Genomic DNA, 25577 nt, shown 5'->3' with positions numbered 1-25577 from the left:
GCGGGGGCGGCCCGTCGCCTCAGCGGCGGACGACGGGGTTGGTGAGCGTGCCGACGCCCTCGATAGTCACGTCGATGACGCTGCCGGCGCCGACCGAGCGCACGCCGGCGGGCGTGCCGGTGAGGATGACGTCGCCCGGGAGCAGCGTCGTCACGCGGGAGATCTCCGCCACGAGCTCGGGGACGCGACGGAGCATGTCGGCCGTGCTGCCGTCCTGGGCGAGATCGCCGTCCACCGTCGACCCGATCGCGAGGGCCGACGGGTCGACGTCGGTCTCGATCCAGGGTCCGAGCGGGCAGGAGGTGTCGAAGGCCTTCGCGCGGAACCATTGGTTCTCGGCGCGCTGGGCGTCGCGGGCGGTGAGATCGTTCGCGCACGTGTACCCCAGGATCACGTCGGAGGCGTGCTCCGCGTCGATGTCCTTGGCCATGCGCTGGATGACCACGGCGAGCTCCGCCTCGAGGCTGACCTCGGTGCTGTAGGCGGGCAGGACGATGGGCTCGTCGGGGCCGATCACGGCGGTGTTGGGCTTGAGGAAGTAGAGCGCCTGCTCGGGGACCTCGGTGCCCATCTCCGCGGCGTGCGCGGCGTAGTTCTTGCCGACGCACACCACCTTCGAGCGCGGGATCACCGGGGCCAGCAGGCGCACGTCCGCGAGCGGATGCCGCTTCCCGCTGGGCCGGATCTCGGTGTACAGGGGGTCTCCGGTGATGCCGTAGACGTACTCCGTGCCGTCCTTCTCCTGGACGATGCCGAAGCTGGGGTCGTCACCGGTCGTGTATCGGGCGATGCGCATGGCTCCCAGTCTAGGGCCGACGGGGCGGGCGGGTCCGCCGCGATCCCGGGCACACGGGGCGGGGCGGCGACGACGGCGGATGCCAGACTGGCCGGGTGCCCCTTCCGCCCTCCGACTCCCCCGCGGCGCCCGGCGACGTCCCCGCCGCGAGCGCCGATGTCCCGGTCCCGGTCTCGGCCCCCGTCCCCGCCCCACGCGCCGTCCTCTCGGCCGACGAGGCGAGGACGCTGCGCCGCGCGCACGAGGAGCGGGCGGACGCCCTGACCGCGGAGCACCGGGAGCGTCGCCGACGCGGCGAGAAGCACCCCGTCGAGGACTTCCTGTTCACCCATTACCCCTTCTCCCCCGCGCGCCTGCGGCGCTGGCATCCCGGCTGGGAGGTCGCCTACGACGCGGCGGCGGATCCGGGGCCGGGCGACGGCACGGTCGGCGACGTCCATGACGGGGTGCGCTCGTGGTACCTCGACCGGCCCGCCGACACGGCGCCCACGGAGACGGCGTCGCGCACCGGGGGCCCGCACCGCGCTCCGTCGACGCTGCGCCGAGCCGACGTCGGCCGCTATCTCGCCGAGCGGGCCGACGCGCTGGTATTCATGGCCCGCCTGCTCCGCTCGTCCTCGCTGCGCGAGCGCCGGCCGAACCTCGCGTGCTTCGGGCTCCACGAATGGGCGATGGTGTACCGCCTGCCCGAGGGCGCGCAGCGCCACGAGGACCTGCCGCTGCGTCTGGGCCGGGAGGAGACCGACGCGGTCGTCGAGCGCGAGCGGCTCGTGTGCTCCCACGTGGACGCGTTCCGCTTCTTCACGCCCGAGGCCGTGCCGCGCAACGCGATGGCGCCCACGCGCGACACGCAGGTGCGACGCGACAACCCTGCGTGCCTGCACGTGGGCATGGACCTGTACAAGTGGGCGATGAAGCTCGTGCCGCTGGTCCCTTCCGACCTGGTCCTCGACTGCTTCGAGCACGCGCGCGCAACGCGCGTGCTCGACATGGAGGCGAGTCCGTACGACGTGCGCCCGCTCGGCTTCGGGGCCGTCCCGATCGAGTCGGCCGACGGCAAGTCCGAGTACCAGCGGCGCCAGCGGGAGCTCGCTGCGGGCGCCGACGAACTGCGCGAGCGGATCCTCGCGCACGTCGAGCCGCTCGCCGCGCTGCTGCCCGCCGCCGGCTGACTCCGCGGGCGAGGACGACGCCCGCCAGGACGGTGCGCCCGAGGACGTCGCACGCCCGATCGATGCGCTCCCGTCCGGTGCACGCAGGACGGGCCGGCACCCGCAGGTGCCGACCCGTCCGAGGGGAAGTGCGCGAAGACCTGGATCAGGAGTTCGCGGCCTCCTGGTAGGTGGACTGGATGACGTCGCCGAAGTAGGGCCCGTACATCACGTTGGCCTGGCTCGTGTAGCCGAAGCTGTTCACCGAGTTCTGGGCGCCCGAGGCATCGCCGCCCAGGAACCAGGGGCCGCCGGACGATCCGCCAGTCATGTCGCAGTCGATGCCCTGGTCGTCGGTGTCGCCGAGGGTGTCGTCGAACGCGGTGCCCTGGCAGTTCTCGAGGCTCTCGCCGTCGAACGGCACGGCGGCCGGGTACCCGTAGGAGGTGTACTGCTGGCCGCGCTCGGCGTTGAAGGCCACGGCCGAGCCGCCGACGGTGTCGGTGAGGCTCGCCGATCCGCTCTCGGGCGAGACGACCGCGAAGGCCGCGTCGTAGTTCATGTCCTCGCTGCTGATCCACTGCTGCGTGGAGTAGAGGTCGGAGGCCGTCCACTTGCCGTAGGGGGCATCACCGTGGTCGTAGCCGGGCACGAAGGTCCAGTTCGTGGCCCAGGTGCCGTCCTCGTTGGTGCAGTGGCCGGCGGTCGCGACAGTGGACTTGTTGCCCGAGGAGACGGCGTTGCCGGAGCACACGTAGTCCGTGCCGCCCTGGGTGAAGAACACCTTGCCGATGTGGTCGGTGCCGCCCGCGGCGGCGGTCTCGGCCCCGTCCGTCGCAACCTTCTTCTGCACGGACTTCTGGACGGCCGGGTCGGCCTTCTGGGAGGGCACGGTGCTGGGCTCGGACGAGGCCACGTCACCGCTCGGGGCGTCCTTGTCGTCGACGAGCGCATCGGCCGACTTCGCGTTCTCCATGCGCTCCGGGGTCCAGTAGTCCGAGGCCGCCTTCTGCTCGCTGACCGACGGGGCGTGGCTCTCGCCGCCCCAGTCGTTGTCGCCCGGGTCGGCGCCGGCGAACGAGGCGCTGCCCATGACGAGCCCTGCAGCGAAAAGACCGCCGCCGGCGAGGTGGAGGCAGCGGCGCAGACGCGAGGAGCCGGGCCGCGAGGAGGATTCGGAAACGGTGCGAGGAGTGATCACCGGAGGTCCTTTCGGGTGGGATCGGGATGGGCCCGGAAGGGCCGCGGGCGCCACCGTAGACCATGTGATGCGTCACACAAAAGTCACGCCAACCGGTCCGATCCGGACAAGGCGGGACGCATCGCCGGGAACCGAAACCCGTTTCCTCAGAGCGATTCTCCGCGACCGGTATCAGCATTTCCGCTGGACGACTCGGGCGATTCCTCGGAGGCGTCGCAGTCGCTCTCGGATTCCTCGGAATCCGTTCTCCGAGAGCCCGGATCGAGGCGGATCTCGGCGGGGATCGCGGCGTGTCGCCGCTCCTCGTCCCAGTAGTCGGAGGGGGCGGGCGCGTGCTCCTCGCGCTCGCGGGCGGCGGGGTCGTCGGATCGCTTGGGGGTCATGCGTGAGTCCTTCCGTGAGGGCGGTACGCGTGGCGCCCGGGTGCGGGGCATCGATCATCAGGGCGCGGCGCGGACGGCAGCCGTGTCTCGAACGTACTCGGTCGTTGTACCGCACCGGTCTGCGGCGACCGTCGGCCCCGCCCATGGGCTGCCGCAGCACCCTCGCTACTGTGGTGAGCCCGAAGCGCCGGTCCGCACGTCGACACGAGCGGGTTCGTCACGCGCGCTCACGACCGAACTCCCCGGGCGGCTGATGGCGGGGCATCGGACCGACCCCCTCCCTGGCAGACTGTCCCCATGCCCTCGCTGACCCCCTTCCTCCCCCCTGTGCCCGCCGATCAGGATCAGGTCGTCGACGGCTTCATCGCCTCTCAGGAGGCTTCGGGCCGCTCTCTGTACCCGCACCAGGACGAGGCGCTGCTGGCGATCGCCGCCGGCGACCACGTGATCGCGGCGACGCCCACGGGATCGGGGAAGACGACGATCGCCTACGCGGCGGTCTTCGCTGCGATGGCCCGCGGCGAGAAGGCGTACTACACGGCGCCGATCAAGGCGCTCGTCTCGGAGAAGTTCTTCGATCTCGTCGCGATGTTCGGCGCCGAGAACGTGGGCATGATGACCGGCGATTCCTCGGTGAACCATGACGCCCCGATCATCGTGTGCACCGCCGAGATCCTCGCGAACCATGCGCTGCGCGACGGGCCGACGTCCGATGTGCGCGTGGCCGTCATGGACGAGTTCCACTACTACGGGGACTCCCAGCGCGGCTGGGCCTGGCAGGTGCCTCTCATCGAGCTGCCCGCGTGCCAGTTCGTGCTCATGAGCGCGACCCTGGGCGACGTCTCCTTCTTCGTCGAGGACCTCGAGGCGCGCACGGCCCGGGAGGTCACCGTCGTCGACGACGCCCCCAGGCCCGTGCCGCTGGACTTCCGCTGGTCGCTCGACCCGCTGCCGGAGACGATCCAGACCGTCCTCGACGACCGCGACGCCCCGGTGTACATCGTGAACTTCACGCAGAAGGACGCCCTGGACCAGGCGACCGCGCTGATGGGCACGAAGATCCTGGGAACCGAGGAGAAGGAGCGGATCCGCGAGCTCATCGGCGACTTCCGCTTCTCCAAGGGCTTCGGCCAGACCCTCTCGAAGCTCGTGCGCCAGGGCATCGGCGTCCACCACGCCGGCATGCTCCCGAAGTACCGCCGGCTCGTCGAGCGCCTCGCCCAGTCGGGTCTGCTGAAGATCATCTGCGGCACCGACACCCTGGGGGTCGGCATCAACGTGCCGATCCGCACCGTGCTGCTCACGGGCCTCGCGAAGTTCGACGGCAAGCGCATGCGACTGCTCAACGCGCGCGAGTTCCACCAGATCGCCGGGCGCGCGGGGCGCGCCGGATACGACACCGTCGGCCATGTCGTGGTGCAGGCGCCCGAATGGGCCGTGGAGTTCGCGAAGGAGCAGGCCCGCGTGAAGGCACGGGAGGAGGCCGGCAAGGCGCCCAACAGCGCGAAGAAGCGCAAGAAGGAGCCCAAGCCGCGGATCCCGGACGGTGCGATCAACTGGACCGAGCAGAACATGACCAAGCTGATCGAGTCCCCGCCCGAGACGCTGCGCCCGCACCTGCAGATCACCCCGTCGATGGAGCTCGCGCTCATCGCCCGTCCCGGCAGCGCGGTCGCCTCGGCACGGCACCTGATCATGGAGTCCCATCAGACGAGCAACCAGAAGCTGCGACTGGTCAAGCAGGCGGCCGACATCTTCCGCGGCCTGCGGGAGGCGGAGATCATCGAGACGCTCGAGAAGGACGACCACCTGGGCCGGCGCATCGCGCTCGTCGAGGATCTGCAGCTGGACTTCACGATGACCCAGCCGCTCGCGCCCTTCGCGATCGCCGTCATCGACTCGCTCGACGAGGACTCCGAGTCCCTCACGATGGACACCGTCTCGATCATCGAGGCGATCCTGGAGGACCCGATGCAGATCCTGCTGGCCCAGCAGAACGCGGCCCGCGGGGAGCTGCTCGCCGAGCTCAAGGCCGACGGCGTCGAGTACACCGAGCGCATGGCCCTGCTGGACGAGGTCACCTGGCCCAAGCCCCTCGAGGAGGACCTCGAGGCCGCCCTCGAGATCTACCGGAAGAACCGCCCGTGGGTGCGCGAGGGCGACCTCTCGCCGAAGTCGATCGTGCGCGAGATGTACGAGACGGGCCAGACCTTCAGCGAGTTCGTGCAGCGCTACGGCCTGCAGCGCTCCGAGGGCATCGTGCTGCGCTACCTGTCCGACGCCTTCCGGGCGCTCAGCCGCACGATCCCGCAGGACCTCCGCACCGACGAGCTCGAGGACGTCATCGAGTGGCTGGGCGTGCTCGTACGAGGCATCGACTCCTCCCTGCTCGACGAGTGGGAGGCGCTCACCCATCCCGAGGACGAGGCCGACGCCGCGAGCGAGGTGCGGCCGACGTCCCCGCGGGGTCTCTCCGCCCAGACCAAGGTGCTGCGCCAGATGGTCCGCGCCTCACTCTGGCAGCGCGTGGAGCACTTCGCCTTCGAGCGCGAGGAGCGCCTGGGCGAGCTCGACGGCGCCTCCGGCTGGGAGCGCAAGGCGTGGGCGAACGCCATGGACGAGTACTACGACGCCTACGACAACGTGGGCATCGATGCCCCCGCGCGCTCCCCGCAGCTCCTCCAGATCCGCGAGGAGTCCAAGCGCTGGATCATCCGCCAGGTGATCGACGACCCCGACGGCAACCACGACTGGGGCATCGAGGCCGAGCTCGATCTCGAGGCGACCGACGAGGCCGGCGAGCCCGTCCTCGCGATCACCCATGTCGGCGAGTTCGGGGCCGAGCCGGCCTGAGGACGGCCCGCGACGCTGCGCCTCAAGGCGTCCGGCGCTCCCACGCGGCGTGCTGCTCCCAGGTGTCCACGTCCTCCATCGCGACCTCTGGGACCAGGACGGACTCGAGAGCGAGCGGGGCGAGCAGCGAGCGCACCGAGCGGTCGCGGGCGCCTCCCTCGCGGATCGACGCCTCGAGCGCGGCGCGATCGGCGAGGACCGCGAGCAGCTCGCGGCGTCCGTCGGCGTGCGCGGCGATCACCCCGTCGCAGGCGGCGTGCGCATCGGTGCGCACGTCCGGCCCGGCCGACCCGTCCGGGCCGTCCGGGCCGTCCGGGCCGTCCGGGCCGTCCGGGCCGGACGACACCCCCGGTGTGCGAGGCTCCACGAACTTCGCCCGCGCAGCCTGCAGCGGGCCGATGAAGCCCGCGGCGCCGGGAAGATCGCACGCCACGACGAGCACGTCTCTCGGCCCGTCGGCGGAGCCGTTCCCGAGGTCGCCCGCTGACTGCCCCTCCTCGTGGGCGCGCAGCAGCGCAAGGCCCGCGGCGATGCCTGCGACGGGGCCTCCGGCGGGCGGGTCCTCCAGGGTGCGCAGGACTCCGCTCGGCACCTCCACGCTGTCCGGGGCGACGACCACGAGCGGGGCGCAGCCGGATCCCGCGTCGAGCACACGGTCCAGGAGACGTCGGCCGCCGAGGAGGAGGTCGGGTTTGGAGACGCCGCCCAGGCGGCGGCCCTCACCGCCTCCGAGCACGATCATCGCGGTCGTCGTGCTCATCCCCTGTCGTTCCCGGTGCTGGACGGGGCTCCTGTGATCGAGGGGTCTCCTGTGGTCGAGGAGGTGCCCTCGAGCAGCTCGGGAGCGAGACGTGCGAGCTCCTGGATGCCGCCGCGCAGGTAGCGGACGTCGTCCGACCCGTGCGAGGAGAGCAGGCGTGCCGCGCGCACCGAGCGCGGGTCGCGCTCGCAGTGCACGATGACCGATCGCCGCGGGCCCGGTGCCGGGGCCGGGGCCACATCCTCCAGGAGGTCGCGCCGGGTTCCGTCCTCGGCGCGGGCCTCGAGCTCGGCGAGAGGCAGCAGTCGGGCGCCGGGGATCCGCAGACGCGCCGCCTCCTCGGGATCGCGCACGTCGAGGATCACGGGCGCCGTGGCGGCGCGGTCGCCGTCCTCGGCCGCGTCGCCTCCCGCGCCCTGGGCATCCCGCACATCACGCAGGCGCGCGGCGAGCTCGTCGGCCGCGACCGAGGGCGGCGCGTCGGGCCCGGCGCAGAACAGCTCGTAGTCGACGAGCCCGGTCACCGGCTCGGCGTGCGGATCACGGGCGAAGGGGATCTCGCGGGTGCGGGCGCTGAGCGCGTCGTAGACGAGGACGCGGCCGATCAGGGGCCGGCCCACCCCGCAGATCAGCTTGAGGGCCTCGGTCGCCATGAGCGTGCCGATGGTGCCGCACAGACCGGGCAGCACGCCGCCCGTGCTGCAGCTGACCACGTCCTCGGGGGCAGGGGGCGCGGGGAACAGGTCGCGGTATCCGGGGCCCCGCTCGTGCCAGGCGACGGAGATCTGCCCGTGGTGCTGGAGGATCGCTCCCCACACGAGCGGGATGCCGGTGAGCCGCGCGGCATCATCGACGAGGTAGCGCGTGGGGTAGTTGTCGCTCCCGTCGAGCACGAGGTCGTACCCGGAGAGCACCTCGAACGCATTCCGGGAGGTGAGCCGCACACGATGCTCGTGGATCCTCACCGCCGGATCCAGGTCGCGCGCGGCGTCGGCGAGCGAGGCGGTCTTGGGTCGACCCACGTCCGCCGTGCGATGGGAGACCTGCCGATGCAGGTTCACGAGGTCCACGACGTCGTCGTCGACGATCCCGATGGTGCCGACGCCCGCCCCCACCAGGTAGGGCACGCTCGCGCTGCCGAGCCCTCCGGCGCCGATCACGAGCACGCGGGCGGCGGCGAGGCGACGCTGCGCGGTCTCGTCGAAGCCCGGCAGCGAGAGCTGGCGACGGGCCCGCTCTGCCTGCTCGGCGGTGAGCGGCGGCCCCGGCGCGACCAGCGGCTCCACAGCAGGTGCGGCGAGAGTGTCCATAGCTGCCCATGGTAGGCGCGCAGGGGTGCGCGGGGGCCGGGCGGACGCGGGTCCGGTGTCCGTTCGGGCCCGCTCACCCGGGCTCCCGTGGTCCCCTCCCCGGGCTCTTAGACTGGAGGCATGTCCACGCTCACCGTTCGCTTCTTCGCCGCCGCGGCGGACGCCGCCGGCACCGACCAGGAGACCTGGGAACCGGACGACGCCCCTACGCTGGGCGCTCTGCGCACCCGGCTGGTCGAGCGCTTCGGGGACCCCATGCGACGCGTGCTCGCCACCGGGTCGTTCCTCGTCGACGGCGTGGTGCGACGGGACGACGGCCCCGTGGACGGCGATCGCGTGGACGTGCTGCCGCCCTTCGCGGGCGGCTGACTCGACCGGGCGGTTGACGCGACGCGGAGGTCAGGCGCCCGTCGGCGCGGCGGCGTCCTCGAGATCCAGGTCGACCATGAGGTCGTTCGCAATCGGCTCGAGCACGCGGCGCACCATCTCGACGTCGCCCGTCTCCCCGTCGGCGCCGGGCAGGCGCGCGAGCGCCTCGGCCTCGAACAGCACCCCGCCGCCCTCCGGGGCGTCCAGCGTCCAGGAGCGGAAGGACTCGATGCTCACGCCCTGCTCGGCCAGCGCGCGGCTGACCTGATGGACCATCCCGGGACGGTCCTGGCCGAGGAGGTGGACGCGCAGCGGCTGCTCGTCGAACGCGGCGGAGCCGGGTGCGCGACCGCGCGCATCGGAGGCGCTCTCCGGCGCACGGGTCACCTCGATGCTCCATCCGACCTCGGAGAGCAGGTCCGCCACGGCGGCCTCGAGCGCTGTGGCGCGCTCCTCCTGGATCTCCACGAGGACGATGCCCGCGAACGTTCCGGCGAGACGGGCGAACTGGCTGTCGAGCCAGTTCCCTCCCTGCGCCTCGACCACGCGGGCCAGGGCGGAGACGAGTCCTTCGCGATCCTCACCGATCGCGGTCAGCACGAGTTGCGTCATGCGGCCGAGCCTAGACGACGCCGTCAGGGCGCGTCGTGGTGCGTCGGTGGGACGTCGCCCGAGCATCACCGCCGCCGCCGAGGCGGGCGGCCTGGCGCAGCAGGTGCTCGCGCTCAGGCAGGCTGCCCGCATTCCGCGCGGCACGAGCGTAGAGCTCTGCGGCGAGCTCGGTCCGCCCCGCCTTCTCGTGCAGGTATGCGGCGGCGGCCGTGCGGCGGGGCACGTCCTCGGCGACCTCGGCGAGTGCGGCCAGGCCGGCGAGCGCGCCGTCGGCCTCCCCCACGGCGATCGCGCGGTTCAGCGCCACCACGGGGCTCTCGGTGAGTGCCAGCAGGTCGTCGTACCAGCCGACGATCTGCACCCAGTCGGTCTCCTCGACGGTGCGGGCGTCCGCATGCAGCGCGGCGATGGCCGCCTGGGCCTGGAAAGGACCGATCGAGTCGTGCGCGAGGGCGCGCTGGAGGATCCCCACGCCTTCGGCGATGCCGCGGGAGTCCCACAGCGAGCGGTCCTGGTCCGAGAGCGGGACCAGGCCGCCGTCCGCGGCGAACCGGGCGGGACGCCGGGCATGGTGCAGGAGCATGAGCGACAGCAGCCCGGACGCCTCGGGATGATCCACGGCGCGGTGCAGCTGGCGGGCCAGACGGATCGCCTCCGACGCGAGGTCGATCTCTCCCCGGTATCCCTCGTTGAAGATCAGGTACAGCACCTGCGCCACGGTGGAGACGTCGCCGGGCTCATCGAGCCGGCGTCCGGCGATCGTGCGCTTGGCGCGGCTGATGCGCTGGGCCATCGTGGCTTCGGGAACCATGTGGGCGGCAGCGATCTGTCTCGTGGTCAGGCCGCCGACCGCGCGGAGGGTGAGAGCGGCGGCGGCGGACGGACTGAGCGCACGGTGGGCGCACAGGAAGAAGAGCTCGAGGGTGTCGTCGAGGCCCTGGGCGCCGGACGTCGTCACGCCGGGATCCGTGTGCGCCCGGTCCTCCGCCTGCCTCGTGCTGAGCGCGTGGTCCGCCTCCTCCCTCCTGCGGCGGGAGGATGCGGAGCGCACGGCGTCCACATGGCGTCGCCACGCGACGGTGACGAGCCATGCCGCAGGGTCGCCCGGAGGTTCCCGCGGCCAGCGCTCGAGCGCCTGGACGAGCGCCTCCTGGACGGCGTCCTCGGCGTCGGCGAAGTCGGCCCCGCGACGTCGCATCGCAGCGATCGTCGCGGGGACCAGCTTCCGGACGCGCCGGTCATCGATCGGCGGGCGCGTCCCGCCCTCGGGGCCCACGGCGGGTGCTTCAGTCCTCGGCGGGCGCGCCCTCGCCGAGGAAGGGGCGCACCTCGAGCCATTCGTGGATCGGCAGGCCGTCCTTGCCGGGCTCCGCCGAGAGCTCGGCGGCGAGCTCGATGGCGCGCTCGCGGCTCTCGACGTCGATGACCATCCCGCCGGCGATGAGGTCCTTGGACTCGGGGAATGGGCCGTCGGTGACCGGGGGCTTCCCCTCACCGCCGTATCGGACCCACAGGCCCTCGTCGGCGAGCGCGCCGGTGGCGACGAACTCGCCGCTCTCGCGCAGCCGGTCCATGAAGTCGTCCATGTACCGGAGGTGCGCCGTGACCTCGTCGGGTGTCCACGTGTCCATCGGGTGGTCGTTCACCCCCTCGGGGGCGCCGCGGTAGTGCTTGAGGAGCAGGTATCGGGCCATGTGGTTCCTCCTTGTGCGGGGCGGCGGGCTGCCGCCGGTGTCATGCAGGGGTCGGAGACGCCGGGCGGTTCTCGACATCATCCTCCGAGACGGATCGCGAGGGCTTCCGGGCCTCGATGAGGTGACGGCTCGAGTGGGCGACGAAGGGCCCGTCGGACCGGATCCGCTCGTGCAGGTCGCGCAGGCGTTCGCGGTGGGCGTCGACGGTGAAGCCGGGGACCCACCAGATCACCTTGCGCAGCAGGTAGACCACGGCGGCGACGTCGAAGATCTCGATGCGCAGCCGCGCGGTGCGCAGGTCGACGACCTCGAGGCCGGCGGCTCGCGCCTGCTCCGCCTCCACGCCGGGGTCGCGCCCGAGTCGCTGCTCGGGCAGCGGTCCGAGGAAGAACTCGATGAGCTCGAAGGCGCTCGCGGGGCCGACGTGCTGGGCGAAGTAGGTCCCTCCGGGTCGCAGCACACGGGCGATCTCGCCCCAGTGGATCGTGGCGGGGTGCCGACTGGTGACCAGGTCGAAGGCGCCGTCGGCGAAGGGCAGAGGCGGCTCATCGGGGTCGGCGACCACGGCGATCCCGCGCGGATGCAGCAGCGCCGTGGCGCGTGCGATGTTCGGCGGCCAGGACTCCGTGGCCACCGCGAGCGTCGGAAGCCTCGATGCCTGGGCGAGCACCTCTCCCCCGCCGGTCTGGATGTCGAGCGAGGCAGACGCCCCCTCGAGCCGCTCACCGAGCCGCCGTGCGTAACCCCATGGAGGGCGCTCCTCGGTCGCGCGCCCATCGAGCCAGGAGAAGTCCCAGCCGGAGACGTCGGCCTCCGCGCCGATCCGCAGCAGCTCTTCGAACGATGAGGTCATGGCGCAACGCTAGGACTGGCGGGGCAGCGGCACCACACGTTTCCTCGAACCGGCGACGGCGCCCGCCGCTCGACCACCGGCGGCCACCCCTCCGCCTTTGGTCTCGAACTCCGCCGACCTTCCGCCAAAAGTGTCCACCAAACGTTGACACCCTGTCGTCGGCGGCGGAGTCTCGAGGACATGAGCACCGCAGCCCAGAACCCCGCACCCGAGCATTCCGTCCCTCATGCATCCGCAGCGCCGCAGCGCCCGGCACCGCGGATCGTCCCGCCGGTGATCCTCGACCGGGTGCCGTGGAAGCGCGTGGGCCTGTTCGTCCTGCTCGCCTATGTCATCTTCGCCGTGTTCGCCGCGCCCTTCTGGTTCCTGCCCGGCGGCATCGCGAATCCGTTCTTCACCCTGGTGATCGCGGTGGGCATGTGGGCGCCCGCGCTCGCCTCGATCATCATGGCCAAGGGCGTGGAGAGGACGAACTGGCGCACCCGCGTGGGTCTGCGCTTCCGCGGACGCTGGCGCGGGATCCTCGCCTGGTCGGTGATCGGCGTCGTCGCCATCGCGGCCGTGATCCTGCTGACCTCCGTGATCACGGTGCTGCGCGGCGTCCCGGGCGATCTCACCGGCGGCACCTGGCTGGCCGTCGGCACCCAGCAGATCTCCGACCTCACGGGCGCCGACATCCCTCCGATCGCCTTCGTCCTGATCATGGCGTTCAACCTGGTCTTCGGCCTGGTCGTCACGGCCTTCGCGACTCTCGGCGAGGAGATCGGATGGCGGGGCTGGCTGTGGCCCGCACTGCGTCCGCTGGGCCGGGTGCGCGCCGCGCTCGTGATGGGCGTGATCTGGGCGCTCTGGCACACGCCGGTGATGGCGATCGGGTACAACTACCCCGGTGTCGCCCGCTACGTCGCGATCCCCTTCTTCATCCTCCCGTGCATCGTGATGTCGCTGCTGTTCTGCGGCCTGGCCGACCGCGCGGGCGGCAGTCCCCTCCCCTCGACCTGGGCGCACGCGGCGGTGAACGCGCTGGGCGCCACGCTGCTCGGCATCTTCAGCACGATGGCGACCGGTGCGGCCCTGAATCCGCTGATCGACACGCAGGCCGGGATCATCGGTGTCGTGCTGCTGCTGATCACGGCCGCCGTCATCGTCCCGTGGAGGGCACGGCGACCGATCGTGCGCGGGCTCCCCTCGGCGCCCGTCCCGTCGGACGCCTCCCCTGCGAGCGCCCATGCGTCGGACCCCGCCCCGTCGGCGCCCGGATCCGGCAGGATCGAGGGGTGAGCACCGAGAGACCGGTCCGAGGGGCCGACGCGGAGGCGCAGCTCCTCGAGGAGCTGCGCTTCTCCGCGTCACTGTGCACGAGCGCCCTGGGGAGCGCGGAGATGGGAGGCGAGGAATCGCTTGCGGCCGCGGCGCAGCTGGTCGCCTCCGCGGACCGCACCCTGCACCGCTTCGTCGCCGCCGCGCGCGCCGAGGAAACCTCGTGGGCGCACATCGGCAGCATCCTGGGCATCACCCGTCAGGCTGCGCAGAAGCGCTTCTCCTCACCGCCCCAGAGGGTCATCGCCGAGGCCGAGACCCCTGACCCCTCGCTGGTCGCCCGCGCGGTCGAGGTGATGGAGCACGCGGCGGCGGGCGAGGCCGAGCTCCTCGATGAGATCGCGAGTCCCCGCATGCGACGCGCGCTGGGCGAGGGCGGCGCCGCGCCGGTGCTCGCGGGTGTGGAGCCGGTGTTCGGCGCCTGCCTCGGTCGAGGGACGCCCGAGGCCCGCGTGATCGCGCGGGTCACGCTGGTCAGTGCGCGGGAGCATCGGGAGCGCGTCGACGCCACGGTGAGCGTCAGCCTCACGGCCGAGGGTCGCCTGCTCGGCCTGCATTACGACGTCGCAGAGCCGAGTACGCTCGACGCCGTCCGGGAGCCCTGAGTCCGGGCCTCTCGACTTCGGGGCGGCAGCCGGTGCACGCGCCGCCGGCCCGACCCCGGCTCCGGCAGGGATGCCGACGATCCGAAGGAGCACCCCATGGCACCCGAGTCCTCGATCCCTGCCCACGCGACGGCGGACACCTGGGGCATCGTGCTCGGCGGCGGGGGCGCCACGGGCAACGCCTGGCTGATCGGCGTCCTCGCGGGACTCCGCGACGGCGGCCTCGACGCGGCCGACGCCGACCTCCTCGTCGGCACCTCCGCAGGAGCGACGGCCGCGGCTCAAGCGGCATCCGGAGACCTCGCCGCGCTCTATGCAGCCGCCCTCGAGACGCCACCCGCTGCTCCCGCCCCTGGCCCGCGCGCCGCGTCCCTACGCGCCGACGGCGCGCCGGATGCGCCGCGGGCGGCTCCGCCCGTGGACCACCTGACCCGCACGCAGCGGATCATCGATGCCGCCGAGGACGCCCCGCACATGCGGCGACTCCTGGGCGCCGCGGCGCTGGACTTCCCGGACGCTCGCTCGAACGCCTGGACCGAGCGCTGGCGGAGCATCGTCGGCGGGCGACTGCCCACGTCCCGATGGCCTGAGATCCCACTGCGGATCACGGCGCTCGACGCCGAGACCGGCGAGGGCACCGTCTTCGATCGCGAAGCGGGTGTCCCGCTCGTGGATGCGGTCGCGGCGAGCTGCTCGAGCGGACTCCCCTACCGGATCGGGGACCGCTGGTTCCTGGACGGCGGCTACCGGCGCAACGAGAACGCCGACCTCGCCCGCGGCATGGAGCGCGTGCTGGTGCTCTCCCCCTTCGGCGGGCGCACCCGCCATCCCCTCGCCTGGAACATGCAGCTCTCGGCACAGGTCGAGGAGCTGCGCGCAGCCGGAGCCGAGGTGCAGGTGATCGTGCCTGATCCCCGGACGCAGCCCCTCATCGGGGCGGGCGCCATGGATCTCTCCAAGCGTTCGGAGACGGCGCGCGCCGGTCACCGCACGGGGCTGCAGCACGCCGGATGACGGGGATCCGCCGCCGTCCCCACCTCGTCGCGACCGTGCCGGCGCCCTGAGATCGGTGTGCGGTTCGTCTCCTGCCGAGCGCTCGCGTAAGGGAAGATGGAGGCATGGGCGAGCTGCTGGTGACCTACCTGGTCGTGGTCTTCGGACTCGGCCTGCTGGCACGCCTGCTGCGGCTCCCGCCCCTCATCGGCTACCTCGGCGCAGGCTTCCTGCTGCACGCGATCGGCGTCGCGGAGCTCTCCGCCCTGCCGATGCTCGCGGACCTGGGCGTGGCCCTCATGCTCTTCGCGATCGGCCTCCACCTGGACCTGCGCGTGCTGCTGCGCGTCGAGGTGTGGCTGACTGCGGGCGCGCACATGCTCGCCATGACCGTGATCGGCGCCGTCTTCCTCGCCGTCCTGGGCCTCGTCGGGCTCGCAGGTCCGGAGCCCCTGCACAAGCTGCTCGAGCTCGCGCTGGTGCTCTCGTTCTCCTCCACGATCATGGTGCTGAAGGTCCTCGCCGACCGCGACGACGAGCAGTCGCTGTACGGGCGCATCTGCATCGGCGTGCTGATCATGCAGGACGTGATCGCCGTGGTGCTGATCGCCGTCTCCACCGGCAGCGCGCCGAACCCGTGGTCGCTGGGCCTGCTCGTCATCGTGCCGGTGCTCGTGGTCATCACGAGGCGCTGGCACCGCCTGGGCGACGGCGATCTGGGGGCGCTGTTCGGACTCGCCATGGCGCTCGTGCCCGGGTACGCGCTCTTCGAGTACCTCGGCCTCTCGGGCGGGCTGGGATCGCTGCTGATGGGCGTGATCCTCTCCAAGCACACGGGAGCCGACAAGCTCGCCCGCACCATGTTCACGCTCAAGGAGCTGCTGCTGGTCTGCTTCTTCGTAGAGATCGGCTTCGAGGGCGTGCCGACGCTGCGGGACGTCATCGACGGACTCTCCCTGCTGCTCCTGCTGCCCGTGCAGGCGGCCGTGTACTGGCTGCTGCTGTGGCTGCTGGGGCTGCGCAATCGCACGAGCGTCCTCGCCTCGCTGCTGCTGGCGAACTACTCCGAGTTCGCACTGATCCTCGCCGCGGTCGGCGTGCAGGCCGGATGGCTCTCCACGCAGTGGCTCAACGCCCTGGTGATCGCGGTGACCGGTGGATTCATCCTGTCCTCGCTGAGCAACCCGCTGGCCACCACGTTCGGCACGCGCCTGGCGATGCGACTGCCCAAGCACGCCCCCGACCGGCTCCACCGGGACGACAGACCGATCGATCTCGCCAATGCGGAGGCCGTGGTGCTCGGCATGGGACGAGTGGGCCGGATGGCCTACCTCCAGCTGCGTGACGTGCACGGCTACCGGGTGCTCGGCGTCGAGCACGACGCGGCGCTCGTGACCACGCTGCGCTCCCACGGCTTCCGTGTGGTCGAGGGAGATGCGACCGACCGGGACTTCTGGCTGCGGGTGCGGGAGGACGCCGGCGTGGTCGTCGTGGTCCTCGCCATGCCCTCGCAGACCGCGAACCTCGGGGCCCTCGGCGAGCTGCGCCTGGTGGGCGGCGAGCGTCCGGGCCGCGTGATCGCGGCGATCGCGAAGTACACGGAGGACGTCGACGAGTTCGAGCGCGCGGGCCTCTCGACCGTCGTCCACCTCTACGCGGGCGCCGGCGAGACCCTCGCCGACCGCGCCGCGGAGGCGCGGGCGGAATGGTCAGACGGCATGCCGAGGTCCGACGGGTGAGCACGGGCCTCCGCCCGTAGCGGCCCGTCAGTTCGCCCTGCCGTCAGCCCTCGAAGTACTCCGGCCGCTCCAGGTCCGCGAGCACGCCGGGACCCGTCGGCGCCCAGCCCAGCTGCTCCCGGGTGATCGCGCTGTAGGCCGGCCGGTCCGCGGTCGCGTAGGGCGTGTACGCGCCGAACGCCCGCAGCGTGGCGAGGCCGCGCGTGCTCACGGTCGGGACACCCAGCCCTGCGCCGATGGCCTCCGCGATGGCGCGGAAGGGGACGCCCTCCTCGGCCACGGCGTCATAGCGCGCGCCGGGGACCGCCCGCTCGATGGCGCCGACGAAGACGCGCGCGGCGTCGACGTGGTGCACGGCGGGGATCCGGTTCGCGCCGTCGCCCGCGAAGGTCGAGCGGCCGTGTCGGCGGGCGAGCGCGATGAGGTGCGGCAGCGTGAAGCGGTCGCCCTCGCCGTGCACGCACGGCAGTCGCACCACGGAGGCGTTCGTCCCTGCCGCGGCGAGGCGCATGAGCGTGCGCTCGACGTTCCTGCCCAGCAGGCCCGCGCGGTCGGAGGCGCTGTCCTCCTCGGTGATCAGGGGGCCGACGCTCCGCACGGGCGCGAAGCCGCCCGCCGCGACCAGGGGCCGCAGGCTACCGGAGAACCCGGCGGCGATCGCCTCGAGGGCCGCGCGCTCGGTGCGGGCGGCCCGGCGCATGCGCAGCGGGCTCGCGTTGTCGAAGGCCGTGTGGATCGCGGCGTCGGCCCGCCCCGCGGCGGCGTGCAGGGCAGTCGGGTCCTCGAGGCTCCCCCGCACCGGCTCAGCGCCGGCGGCCGCGAGGGCGTCGGCCGAGCGCTGCGAGCGCGCGAGGCCGAGCACGTGGTGCCCGGCCTCGCGCAGCTCGCGCACCACGGCGGCGCCGATGAACCCGGTGCCGCCGGTGACCAGGACCCTCATGCCGCCCGCCCCGGTGCGCCGCACGCCTGATGCGCCGTCGTCACGCGAGGCGGTGCAGCCATCCGTGGCGGTCCTCGACCGTGCCCGTCTGGATGCCGGTGAGCTCCTCGCGCAGGGACAGGGTGATCTCGCCCGAGCCGCCGTCGCCGACGGTCCACGACCCCTTCGGGGAGCGGAACTCGCCGATCGGGTTGATGACCGCTGCGGTGCCGCAGGCGAACATCTCGACGATCTCGCCGCTGGTGATCCTGTCCGTCACCCAGTCCATGCTCATCTTCTGCTCGGCGGGCTCGAGGCCGCGGTCACGGGCGAGCTGCAGGATCGAGTCGCGGGTGACGCCCTCGAGGATCGAGCCGGTGAGCTCGGGGGTGAGGATGCGCCCGTCGTTCGTGATCGCCATGACGTTCATGCCGGAGAGCTCGTCGATGGTCGTGTGGGTCTCGGAGTCCAGGAACAGGACCTCGTCGGCCCCGTGCTCGGCGGCCTCCTTCTTGCCCAGCAGCGAGGAGGCGTAGTTGCCGCCGCACTTGGCGTCGCCGGTGCCGCCGGCGCCCGCGCGGGCGTAGTTGTCGGAGACCCAGACCACGAGGGGCTGCACGCCGCGCGGGAAGTAGGCGCCCGCGGGCGAGGTGATCACGTAGTAGTCGACCTGCTGTGCGGCGCGCACCCCCAGGAACGCCTCGGAGGCGAACATGAACGGCCGGATGTACAGCGAGTCCTCGCCGCCGGCGGCGGGCACCCACGGCTCGTCGGCCGAGACCTGGGCCTTCAACGACGCGAGGAAGTCCTCGGTGGGCAGCTCAGGCAGGGCGAGACGGCGGGCAGAGCGCTGCATGCGCTCGGCGTTCTTCTCAGGACGGAAGGTCCACACGGAGCCGTCGGCGTGACGGAACGCCTTGAGGCCCTCGAAGATCTCCTGGGCGTAGTGGAAGACGGCCGCGGCCGGGCTCAGCGTGAGCGGGCCGAAGGGCACGACCTCGCCACTGGTCCAGCCGTCGTCGGCGGTCCACTGCGCGTGGGTCATGAAGTCGGTGAAGTGCTCGCCGAAGCCGGGCTTGGCGAGCACCGCCGCGCGGTCCACGTCGGACTGGCTGCGGGTGGTCTCGGTGAGCGGGAACTCGAGATGGGACATGGAAGGACTCCTTCGGGGCGACGTGTGCAGGATACGGCGGGGCGAGGGCGATGCGACGCGGGCACGGCCGATGTGCCGGGGCACGGGACGGCCGACGGGCCGGCGGCGCCAGAGCGGCGGACGGGCCGGCGGCGCCGATGCGGCCGACGGGGCGGGCGGACGGGGGCGGGTGCCCTCGTCAGCCCTCGCGTACGGCCGCGGCGCCGGATACGCCCGCGACCAGGGCGTCGCCGATCTGCGTGGTCGTGCGCGCGCCGAGTTCGGCGCGGCGGGAGAGGTCCTCGTCGACGGCTGCGCGCACGCGGGCGGCGGCGTCGGCGAATCCCTGCTGCTCGAGCAGGAGGGCGACGGAGAGGACCGTCGCGGTGGGGTCGGCCTTCTGCTGGCCGGCGATGTCCGGGGCGGAGCCGTGCACGGGCTCGAACATCGAGGGGAAGGCACCCGTGGGGTTGATGTTGCCGCTCGCGGCGAGTCCGATGCCGCCGCTGATGGCGCCGGCGAGGTCGGTGAGGATGTCGCCGAAGAGGTTGTCGGTGACGATCACGTCGAAGCGCGCGGGATCGGTGACCAGGAAGATGGTCGCGGCATCCACGTGCAGGTAGTCGACGGCGACATCGGGGTGCTCGGCGCCGACCTTCTCGACGATCCGGCGCCACAGGTGCCCGGCGTTCACGAGCACGTTGTGCTTGTGGACGAGGGTGAGCTTGCTGCGGCGCGCCTCAGCCTGGTCGAAGGCGAAGCGGACCACGCGCTCGACGCCCACGGCGGTGTTCAGCGAGACCTCGGTGGCGACCTCGAGGTCGGTGCCCTCTCGCATGGTGCCGCCGTTGCCCACGTACGGGCCCTCGGTGCCCTCGCGCACCACGACGAAGTCGACGTCGCCGGGGTCGGCGAGCGGCGAGGTGACGCCGGGGGCGAGACGCGTGGGGCGCAGGTTCACGAAGTGGTCGAAGCCGAAGCGGAGCTTCAGCAGCATCCCGCGCTCGAGGATCCCGGAAGGGATGTCGGGATCGCCGACGGCTCCCAGCAGGATCGCGTCGTGCCCGGCGAGCTGCTCCATGTCCTCGTCGGTGAGGGTCTCACCGGTGCGGCGCCAGCGGCCCGCGCCGAGGTCGAAGTCGGTGGTCTCGACCTCGACGCCCTCGGGCGCGAGGGCGGCGCGCAGCACCTTGAGACCCTCGGGGACGACCTCGTGGCCGATCCCGTCGCCCTCGATGACGGCGAGTCGGATGCTCTTCGTGCTGCTCATGGCTCCTGCGTTCTCCTTCGTCGGATCTGCGGTGGTGCCGGCGGGGCGTCGGCGCTCGACGCCCCGCCGGGCGGGTTCAGTAGGTGATGTCGACCGCGAGCGAGGCGCTCGCGCCGACGGCCTCGCCGATGCGGTCGGCGAGGTCCTGGTCGACGCCCTGGTCGAGGTTGAGGACCACGAGGACCTCTCCCCCGCGCTCCTCGCCGCGGCGGGAGACCTGCATGCCGGCGATGTTCACGTCGGCGTCGCCGAGGAGTGCGCCGTAGGCGCCCACGAGCCCCGGGCGGTCCTGGTAGGTGATGAGCAGCAGGTGGTCGCTGAGCTGGACGTCGAGGTCGAGGCCGTCGACCTCGGTGAGCTTCTGCGACTGCTCCGTGCCCGAGAGGGTGCCGGAGACGGAGACCACGCGGCCGTCGCGCAGGGTGCCGCGGATCTGCACCACGTTGCGGAAGCGCTCGGAGTCCTCGCTGGTGACGAGGTCGACGCGGATGCCGCGCTCCTCGGCGAGGACCGGTGCATTGACGTAGCTGACCTGCTCGGTGACGACCTGGCGGAACACGCCGCGCAGGGCGGAGAGCTTGAGGGCGGTGACGTCGCGGGTGGCGATCTCCCCGCGCACCACGACCTCGAGCAGCTCCGGGCCCTCGGCGGCGATCGCGGTGAACAGCTGGCCCAGGCGGTCGGCCAGGGCGATGCCGGGCCGCACGAGGTCGTCGATCGCGCCGCCGGCGACGTTCACGGCGTCCGGCACGAGCTCGCCCGCCAGCGCCAGGCGCACGGAGCGGGCGACGGCGACGCCGGCCTTCTCCTGGGCCTCGGCGGTGGAGGCGCCCAGGTGCGGGGTGAGCGTGATGTTCGGGAGGTCCAGCAGCTTCGCGGCGGTCTCGGACTTCGCCGGGGGCTCGCTCGAGTAGACGTCGAGGCCGGCGCCGGCGATCCTGCCGGTGCTGAGGGCGTCGAAGAGCGCCTCCTCGTCGATGAGGCCGCCGCGGGCGGCGTTGACGACGTGGAGGTTGGGCTTGGCGATCGCGAACTGCTCGGCGCCGATGAGGCCGACGGTCTCCGGTGTGCGCGGCATGTGCACGGTGACGACGTCCGCGGTGCGCATGAGCTCGTCGAGCTCGACGACGCGGGCGCCGAGGTCGGCGGCGCGCGCGTGGTTGATGTAGGGGTCGTAGGCGAGCAGGTTCACGCCGAAGGGGCGCAGGCGCTCGGCGACGAGCTGGCCGATGCGGCCGAAGCCGACGATGCCGACGGTCTTCTCGAGGAGCTCGACGCCGGTGAGCTGCTTGCGCTCCCACTTGCCGGCCTTCACGGAGGCGTCGGCACGGCCGAGGTTGCGCAGCGAGGCGAGGATCAGCGTGATCGCGAGCTCGGCGGCGGAGACGATGTTCGAGGTGGGGGCGTTGATGACCATGACGCCGGCGGCGGTCGCGGCGGGCACGTCCACGTTGTCCAGGCCCACCCCTGCGCGGGCGACGACCTTGAGGTGGCCGGCGGCGGCGAAGACCTCGGCATCGACCTGGGTCGCCGAGCGCACCAGGATCGCGTCGGCGTCCTTGACGGCCGACAGCAGCGAAGGACGGTCGGTGCCGTCCACGGTCTGGATCTCGACGTCGGACCCCAGGACCTCGAGGGTCGCGGGCGACAGCTCCTCTGCGATGAGCACGACGGGACGCGTCACGGAATCTCCTCCGGTGCGGATGGCGGTCGTCGCACGCATCCTCGAGAGCGACGGGTACGGGGACAGCCTAGACCGCTGTCCGCCATGCGGGCGGGAGGGTCATCGAGTGAGACGACGCCTCGTGTGCCCGAGCGACCTCGGGCACGCGAACGGCGGGCCCTCCCCTCGGGGAGAGCCCGCCGCCCGTGGATCAGCCGATCAGTGGGATCAGCGCGCCGCGCTGCCCTCGACGTAGTCGGAGTCCAGCTGGTCGTTGTTCCAGGAGAACATGCCGCGCAGCTCCTTGCCGACCTTCTCGATCGGGTGGGCGGCCTCCTTCTCGCGCAGCTCCTTGAACTCGGGCGCGCCCTTGTCCTGGTCGTCGATGAAGCGCTTGGCGAAGGCGCCGTCCTGGATGTCGGAGAGGACGTCCTTCATGGCCTGCTTCGTCTCGGAGGTGACCACGCGGGGGCCGGAGACGTAGTCGCCGTACTCGGCGGTGTCCGAGCAGGACCAGCGCTGCTTGGTGATGCCGCCCTCGTTCATGAGGTCGACGATCAGCTTGAGCTCGTGGAGCACCTCGAAGTAGGCGATCTCCGGCTGGTAGCCGGCCTCGGTGAGGGTCTCGAAGCCCGCCTGGACGAGGTGGCTCACGCCGCCGCACAGCACGGACTGCTCGCCGAACAGGTCGGTCTCGGTCTCCTCGGTGAAGGAGGTCTTGATGACGCCCGCGCGGGTGCCGCCGATGCCCTTGGCGTAGCTGAGCGCGAGGTCCCAGGCGGTGCCGGTCGCATCCTGCTCGACGCCGACGATGTCCGGGATGCCGCGGCCGCCCTCGAACTCGCGGCGCACGGTGTGGCCGGGAGCCTTGGGGGCGATGAGGATGACGTCCACGTCGGCCGGGGGCTTGACGAGGTCGTAGCGGATGTTGAAGCCGTGCGCGAAGGCGAGGGCCTTGCCCGCCGACAGGTTCGGCTCGATCGACTCGGAGTAGATGGAGCGCTGGTTCTGGTCGGGCGCGAGGACCATGATGACGTCGGCCCACGCGGTCGCGTCGGCGACGTTCTTGACCTCGAAGCCGAGCTCCTGGGCCTTCTGGGCCGAGTTCGAGCCGTCGCGCAGGGCGATGACGACCTCGACGCCGCTGTCGCGGAGGTTCAGGGCGTGCGCGTGCCCCTGGGAGCCGAAGCCGACGATCGCGACCTTCTTGCCCTGGATGATGGACAGGTCGGCGTCGTCGTCGTAGAAGATCTCGGCCACAATGTGCTCCTTCGTTGGTGTGTCGGCTGTTCGGGCGACGCTCTCATCGTAGTCCGGGGACAGCCTGGCGTGTCTTACGTGTTGAGAAGTGGACTTCGGTATCTGAGACCGATCGGGCGGGCCCGTCGGCCCGCCCGTCCGGGGAGGCCATGTCGGCCCCGTCGGACGATCAGTCGGGCAGGAACTCCTCGACGAGCGACTCCGGGCCGCGGCTGATCGCGACGGCGCCGGACTTCACGATCTCCCGGATCCCGAAGGGCTCGAGCATGTCCAGCAGCGCGACGAGCTTGTCCTCGGTGCCCGTGGCCTCGATGGTCACGGCCTCCGCGCCGGCGTTGACGACCTTCGCGCGGAACATCTGCACGATCTCGAGGACCGAGGTGCGGGTCGCGTTGTCGGCCCCGACCTTCACGAGCACCAGCTCGCGCTGCACGGTGCGGCGCGGCTCGAGGTGCACGATGTGCAGCACGTTCACGAGCTTGTCGAGCTGACGCACGATCTGCTCGAGCGGCTGCTCGGCGACGTCGACGACCACGGTGATCCGGGAGATCTCCGGGTGCTCCGTCGGGCCGACGGCCAGGGAGGAGATGTTGAAGCCGCGGCGCGCGAACAGCGCCGAGACGCGGGTGAGCACGCCCGGCTTGTTCTCCACCAGCACCGAGAGGGTCTGGGTGTCGTGCAGTGCCGCCGCGTCCGCGCGGGAGCTGCTCTGCGTGCTGTCGGAACGGGTGTCCTTCGTGGTGGTGTCCATGGCTCAGATGTCCCTCTCCCACTCGGGGCTCATGCCCTGGGCGATCTGGATCTCGTCATTGGAGACGCCGGAGGGCACCATCGGCCACACCATGGCGTCCGCGCTGACCGTGAAGTCGATGACGACGGGGCGGTCGTTGATCTCCATGGCCTGCTGGATGGTCGCGTCGATGTCCTCGTCCCTCTCGCAGCGCAGGCTCACGGCCCCGTACGCCTCGGCGAGCTTCACGAAGTCCGGGACGCGGCGCGTGCCGTGCCCCGTGTTCAGGTCCGTGTGGGAGTAGCGGCGGTCGTAGAACAGGTTCTGCCACTGCCGCACCATGCCCAGCGAGCTGTTGTTGATGATCGCGACCTTGATCGGGATGTCGTTGATGACGCAGGTCGCGAGCTCCTGGTTGGTCATCTGGAAGCAGCCGTCGCCGTCGATCGCCCACACGGTGCGTTCGGGCGCACCGACCTTCGCGCCCATCGCCGCGGGCACCGAGTAGCCCATGGTCCCCAGGCCCCCTGAGTTGATCCAGGAGTTCGGGCGCTCGTAGTGGATGAACTGGCTGGACCACATCTGGTGCTGGCCCACGCCGGAGACGAAGATCGACTCCGGCCCGGAGATCTCGCCGATCCGGGAGATCACCTTCTGCGGCGCGGTGAAGCCGTCGTCGGTCGCGGTCCATCCCAGCGGGTAGGTCTCGCGCAGGTTGTCCAGCACCTGCCACCAGGCGCTCAGGTCGCGGGCGCCCTCGCGCTCGATGCGCTCGCGCAGCTCTGCGGTGAGCGCCGAGGCGGCAGCCCCCGCATCGCCGATCAGCGCGACGTCCGCGTGGCGGTTCTTGTCGATCTCCGCGGGGTCGATGTCGATGTGGATCACCTTCGCGCGCGGGGCGAAGGAGTCGAGCCGGCCGGTGACGCGGTCGTCGAAGCGGGCGCCGATCGCGATCATGAGGTCGGCGCGCTGCAGGGCGGAGACCGCCGCGACGCTGCCGTGCATCCCGGGCATCCCCAGGTGGTGGGGGTGGGAATCGGGAAGGGCGCCGCGTCCCATCAGCGTGGTGGTGATCGGACCGTCGGTGAGGTCGACGAGCTCGCGCACCTGCTCGCTCGCCCCGCCGCGGATCACACCGCCGCCGATGAGGAAGGCGGGGCGCTCGCTGGCCATGATCAGCTCGGCGGCCTCGCGCACGTCCTTGACGGGCGGCTGCGTGACGGGCTGGTAGCCGGGGAGGCTGACGTCATCGGGCCAGACGAACTCCGTGATGCCCTGCTGGGCGTCCTTGGTGACGTCCACGAGCACCGCGCCGGGCCGGCCGGTCGCGGCGATCTCGAAGGCCTGCTTGATGACGGTGGGGATCTCCGCCGGGTCCTTGACCAGGAAGTTGTGCTTGGTGACGGGCATCGTCATGCCGACGATGTCCGCCTCCTGGAAGGCGTCGGTGCCGATGAACATCGAACCGACCTGACCGGTGATCGCGACCATCGGGATGGAGTCCATCTGGGCATCGGCGATCGCGGTGATGAGGTTCGTGGCGCCCGGCCCGGAGGTCGCCATGCACACGCCGACCTTCCCGGTCGCGTGGGCGTAGCCGCTGGCCGCGTGCCCCGCGCCCTGCTCGTGGCGCACCAGGATGTGACGCAGGGTCTCCGCGTCCATGAGCGGGTCGTAGGTGGGCAGGATCGCCCCGCCGGGAAGGCCGAAGACGACGTCGGCCCCCGCGTGCTCGAGCGACATGATCAATGATGCGGCGCCGGTGACTCTCTTGCCTGTCATCGGAACTCCTTCGGTCTTCGCGGATGGGGCTGTGCAGATCCTCGGCCGATGTCCCCCGCTCCACCCGTGGCGGGGACTGGGCCCCGCGTGGGCATCAAAAAGCCCCTCGGCCTGGGGCTCTCGAGGGGCGCGCGGGACGTCTCGTTCTGGAACGGTGGCGTCAGCCGCGCTCTGGAAGTACG

23 protein-coding genes are annotated in these 25577 nt (G+C 71.9%); 7 read left to right on the top strand and 16 right to left on the bottom strand.

Annotated elements, in window-relative coordinates:
- Positions 1-19 precede the first annotated feature (19 nt).
- Entirely contained in the window at positions 20-796 is a 777-nt protein-coding gene (locus M4486_RS02805) for a fumarylacetoacetate hydrolase family protein (RefSeq protein ID WP_249479451.1), read from the bottom strand.
- A 227-nt stretch (positions 797-1023) separates the two neighbouring features.
- Between M4486_RS02805 and M4486_RS02800 the strand changes: the two genes are divergently transcribed.
- Positions 1024-1968 carry a 3-methyladenine DNA glycosylase gene (locus tag M4486_RS02800; protein ID WP_249481055.1) on the top strand — a complete coding sequence of 315 codons (945 nt, stop codon included), beginning with the start codon at positions 1024-1026 and terminating at the stop codon, positions 1966-1968.
- A gap of 145 nt (positions 1969-2113) precedes the next feature.
- Here the strand turns inward: M4486_RS02800 and M4486_RS02795 are convergent, their stop codons facing one another.
- Both M4486_RS02795 and M4486_RS02790 read right to left on the bottom strand, forming a co-directional pair.
- A complete protein-coding gene (locus M4486_RS02795) occupies positions 2114-3148 on the bottom strand; it encodes a trypsin-like serine peptidase (protein ID WP_249479450.1) in 1035 nt (344 codons plus the stop codon).
- A 146-nt stretch (positions 3149-3294) separates the two neighbouring features.
- Positions 3295-3531, bottom strand: coding sequence for a hypothetical protein (locus tag M4486_RS02790; protein WP_249479449.1), 237 nt, complete (start codon positions 3529-3531; stop codon positions 3295-3297).
- Positions 3532-3828: 297 nt separating this feature from the next.
- Here M4486_RS02790 and M4486_RS02785 point away from each other — a divergent pair, with 297 nt between their 5' ends.
- Complete coding sequence (locus M4486_RS02785) at positions 3829-6384, top strand: DEAD/DEAH box helicase (RefSeq protein WP_249479448.1); 2556 nt, start codon at positions 3829-3831, stop codon at positions 6382-6384.
- Positions 6385-6406: 22 nt separating this feature from the next.
- Here the strand turns inward: M4486_RS02785 and mobA are convergent, their stop codons facing one another.
- The gene (gene mobA / locus M4486_RS02780) at positions 6407-7144 is read right to left on the bottom strand and encodes a molybdenum cofactor guanylyltransferase (protein WP_249479447.1); all 738 of its coding nucleotides are present in this window, start codon (positions 7142-7144) and stop codon (positions 6407-6409) included.
- On the bottom strand, positions 7141-8454 hold the full coding sequence (locus M4486_RS02775) for a ThiF family adenylyltransferase (protein ID WP_249479446.1): 1314 nt from the start codon (positions 8452-8454) through the stop codon (positions 7141-7143). The genes mobA and M4486_RS02775 overlap by 4 nt, the downstream gene beginning before the upstream one ends.
- Before the next feature lie 120 nt (positions 8455-8574).
- On the opposite strand from M4486_RS02775, the gene M4486_RS02770 reads away from it, so the two are divergent.
- The gene (locus tag M4486_RS02770) at positions 8575-8823 is read left to right on the top strand and encodes a MoaD/ThiS family protein (protein ID WP_249479445.1); all 249 of its coding nucleotides are present in this window, start codon (positions 8575-8577) and stop codon (positions 8821-8823) included.
- A gap of 30 nt (positions 8824-8853) precedes the next feature.
- Here M4486_RS02770 and M4486_RS02765 read toward each other — a convergent pair whose 3' ends face one another.
- From M4486_RS02765 to M4486_RS02750, 4 genes are read right to left on the bottom strand one after another with little or no spacing between them, the layout of a single operon-like run.
- Positions 8854-9435, bottom strand: coding sequence for a glycine cleavage system transcriptional repressor (locus M4486_RS02765; RefSeq protein WP_249479444.1), 582 nt, complete (start codon positions 9433-9435; stop codon positions 8854-8856).
- A 10-nt stretch (positions 9436-9445) separates the two neighbouring features.
- A complete protein-coding gene (locus M4486_RS02760; protein ID WP_283257976.1) occupies positions 9446-10681 on the bottom strand; it encodes an RNA polymerase sigma factor in 1236 nt (411 codons plus the stop codon).
- A gap of 40 nt (positions 10682-10721) precedes the next feature.
- Positions 10722-11129 (bottom strand): YciI family protein, encoded by a 408-nt coding sequence (locus M4486_RS02755; protein WP_249479442.1) that lies wholly within the window; start codon positions 11127-11129, stop codon positions 10722-10724.
- A gap of 40 nt (positions 11130-11169) precedes the next feature.
- Positions 11170-11982 carry a class I SAM-dependent methyltransferase gene (locus M4486_RS02750; protein ID WP_249479441.1) on the bottom strand — a complete coding sequence of 271 codons (813 nt, stop codon included), beginning with the start codon at positions 11980-11982 and terminating at the stop codon, positions 11170-11172.
- 180 nt (positions 11983-12162) lie between these two features.
- On the opposite strand from M4486_RS02750, the gene M4486_RS02745 reads away from it, so the two are divergent.
- From M4486_RS02745 to M4486_RS02730, 4 genes are all read left to right on the top strand, one after another.
- Complete coding sequence (locus M4486_RS02745; protein WP_249479440.1) at positions 12163-13263, top strand: CPBP family intramembrane glutamic endopeptidase; 1101 nt, start codon at positions 12163-12165, stop codon at positions 13261-13263.
- Complete coding sequence (locus M4486_RS02740; protein WP_249479439.1) at positions 13260-13907, top strand: hypothetical protein; 648 nt, start codon at positions 13260-13262, stop codon at positions 13905-13907. The genes M4486_RS02745 and M4486_RS02740 overlap by 4 nt, the downstream gene beginning before the upstream one ends.
- A 96-nt stretch (positions 13908-14003) precedes the next feature.
- The gene (locus M4486_RS02735; RefSeq protein ID WP_249479438.1) at positions 14004-14921 is read left to right on the top strand and encodes a patatin-like phospholipase family protein; all 918 of its coding nucleotides are present in this window, start codon (positions 14004-14006) and stop codon (positions 14919-14921) included.
- 104 nt (positions 14922-15025) lie between these two features.
- Complete coding sequence (locus M4486_RS02730; protein WP_249479437.1) at positions 15026-16639, top strand: cation:proton antiporter family protein; 1614 nt, start codon at positions 15026-15028, stop codon at positions 16637-16639.
- A 43-nt stretch (positions 16640-16682) separates the two neighbouring features.
- On the opposite strand, the gene M4486_RS02725 is transcribed toward M4486_RS02730, so the two are convergent.
- The 7 genes from M4486_RS02725 to M4486_RS02695 all read right to left on the bottom strand — a co-directional run bounded on the left by M4486_RS02725 (position 16683) and on the right by M4486_RS02695 (position 25395).
- Positions 16683-17579 (bottom strand): NAD-dependent epimerase/dehydratase family protein, encoded by an 897-nt coding sequence (locus M4486_RS02725; RefSeq protein ID WP_249479436.1) that lies wholly within the window; start codon positions 17577-17579, stop codon positions 16683-16685.
- Positions 17580-17619: 40 nt separating this feature from the next.
- Positions 17620-18711, bottom strand: coding sequence for a branched-chain amino acid aminotransferase (locus tag M4486_RS02720; protein ID WP_249479435.1), 1092 nt, complete (start codon positions 18709-18711; stop codon positions 17620-17622).
- Positions 18712-18889: 178 nt separating this feature from the next.
- Positions 18890-19960 carry a 3-isopropylmalate dehydrogenase gene (locus M4486_RS02715; RefSeq protein ID WP_249479434.1) on the bottom strand — a complete coding sequence of 357 codons (1071 nt, stop codon included), beginning with the start codon at positions 19958-19960 and terminating at the stop codon, positions 18890-18892.
- Positions 19961-20036: 76 nt separating this feature from the next.
- A complete protein-coding gene (gene serA, locus M4486_RS02710; RefSeq protein WP_249479433.1) occupies positions 20037-21644 on the bottom strand; it encodes a phosphoglycerate dehydrogenase in 1608 nt (535 codons plus the stop codon).
- A 207-nt stretch (positions 21645-21851) separates the two neighbouring features.
- A complete protein-coding gene (ilvC, locus tag M4486_RS02705; protein ID WP_249479432.1) occupies positions 21852-22883 on the bottom strand; it encodes a ketol-acid reductoisomerase in 1032 nt (343 codons plus the stop codon).
- Positions 22884-23052: 169 nt separating this feature from the next.
- Complete coding sequence (gene ilvN, locus M4486_RS02700; RefSeq protein ID WP_249479431.1) at positions 23053-23634, bottom strand: acetolactate synthase small subunit; 582 nt, start codon at positions 23632-23634, stop codon at positions 23053-23055.
- Between the two features lie 3 nt (positions 23635-23637).
- Positions 23638-25395: an acetolactate synthase large subunit gene (locus tag M4486_RS02695; RefSeq protein WP_249479430.1), complete on the bottom strand. Its 1758-nt coding sequence runs from the start codon at positions 25393-25395 to the stop codon at positions 23638-23640.
- Positions 25396-25577: the final 182 nt, after the last annotated feature.

Source organism: Brachybacterium kimchii (assembly GCF_023373525.1).
GTDB classification, from domain to species: domain Bacteria; phylum Actinomycetota; class Actinomycetes; order Actinomycetales; family Dermabacteraceae; genus Brachybacterium; species Brachybacterium kimchii.
Note: the sequence above shows the minus strand (reverse complement) of the source record. Positions and strands in the feature narration are given on the sequence as shown.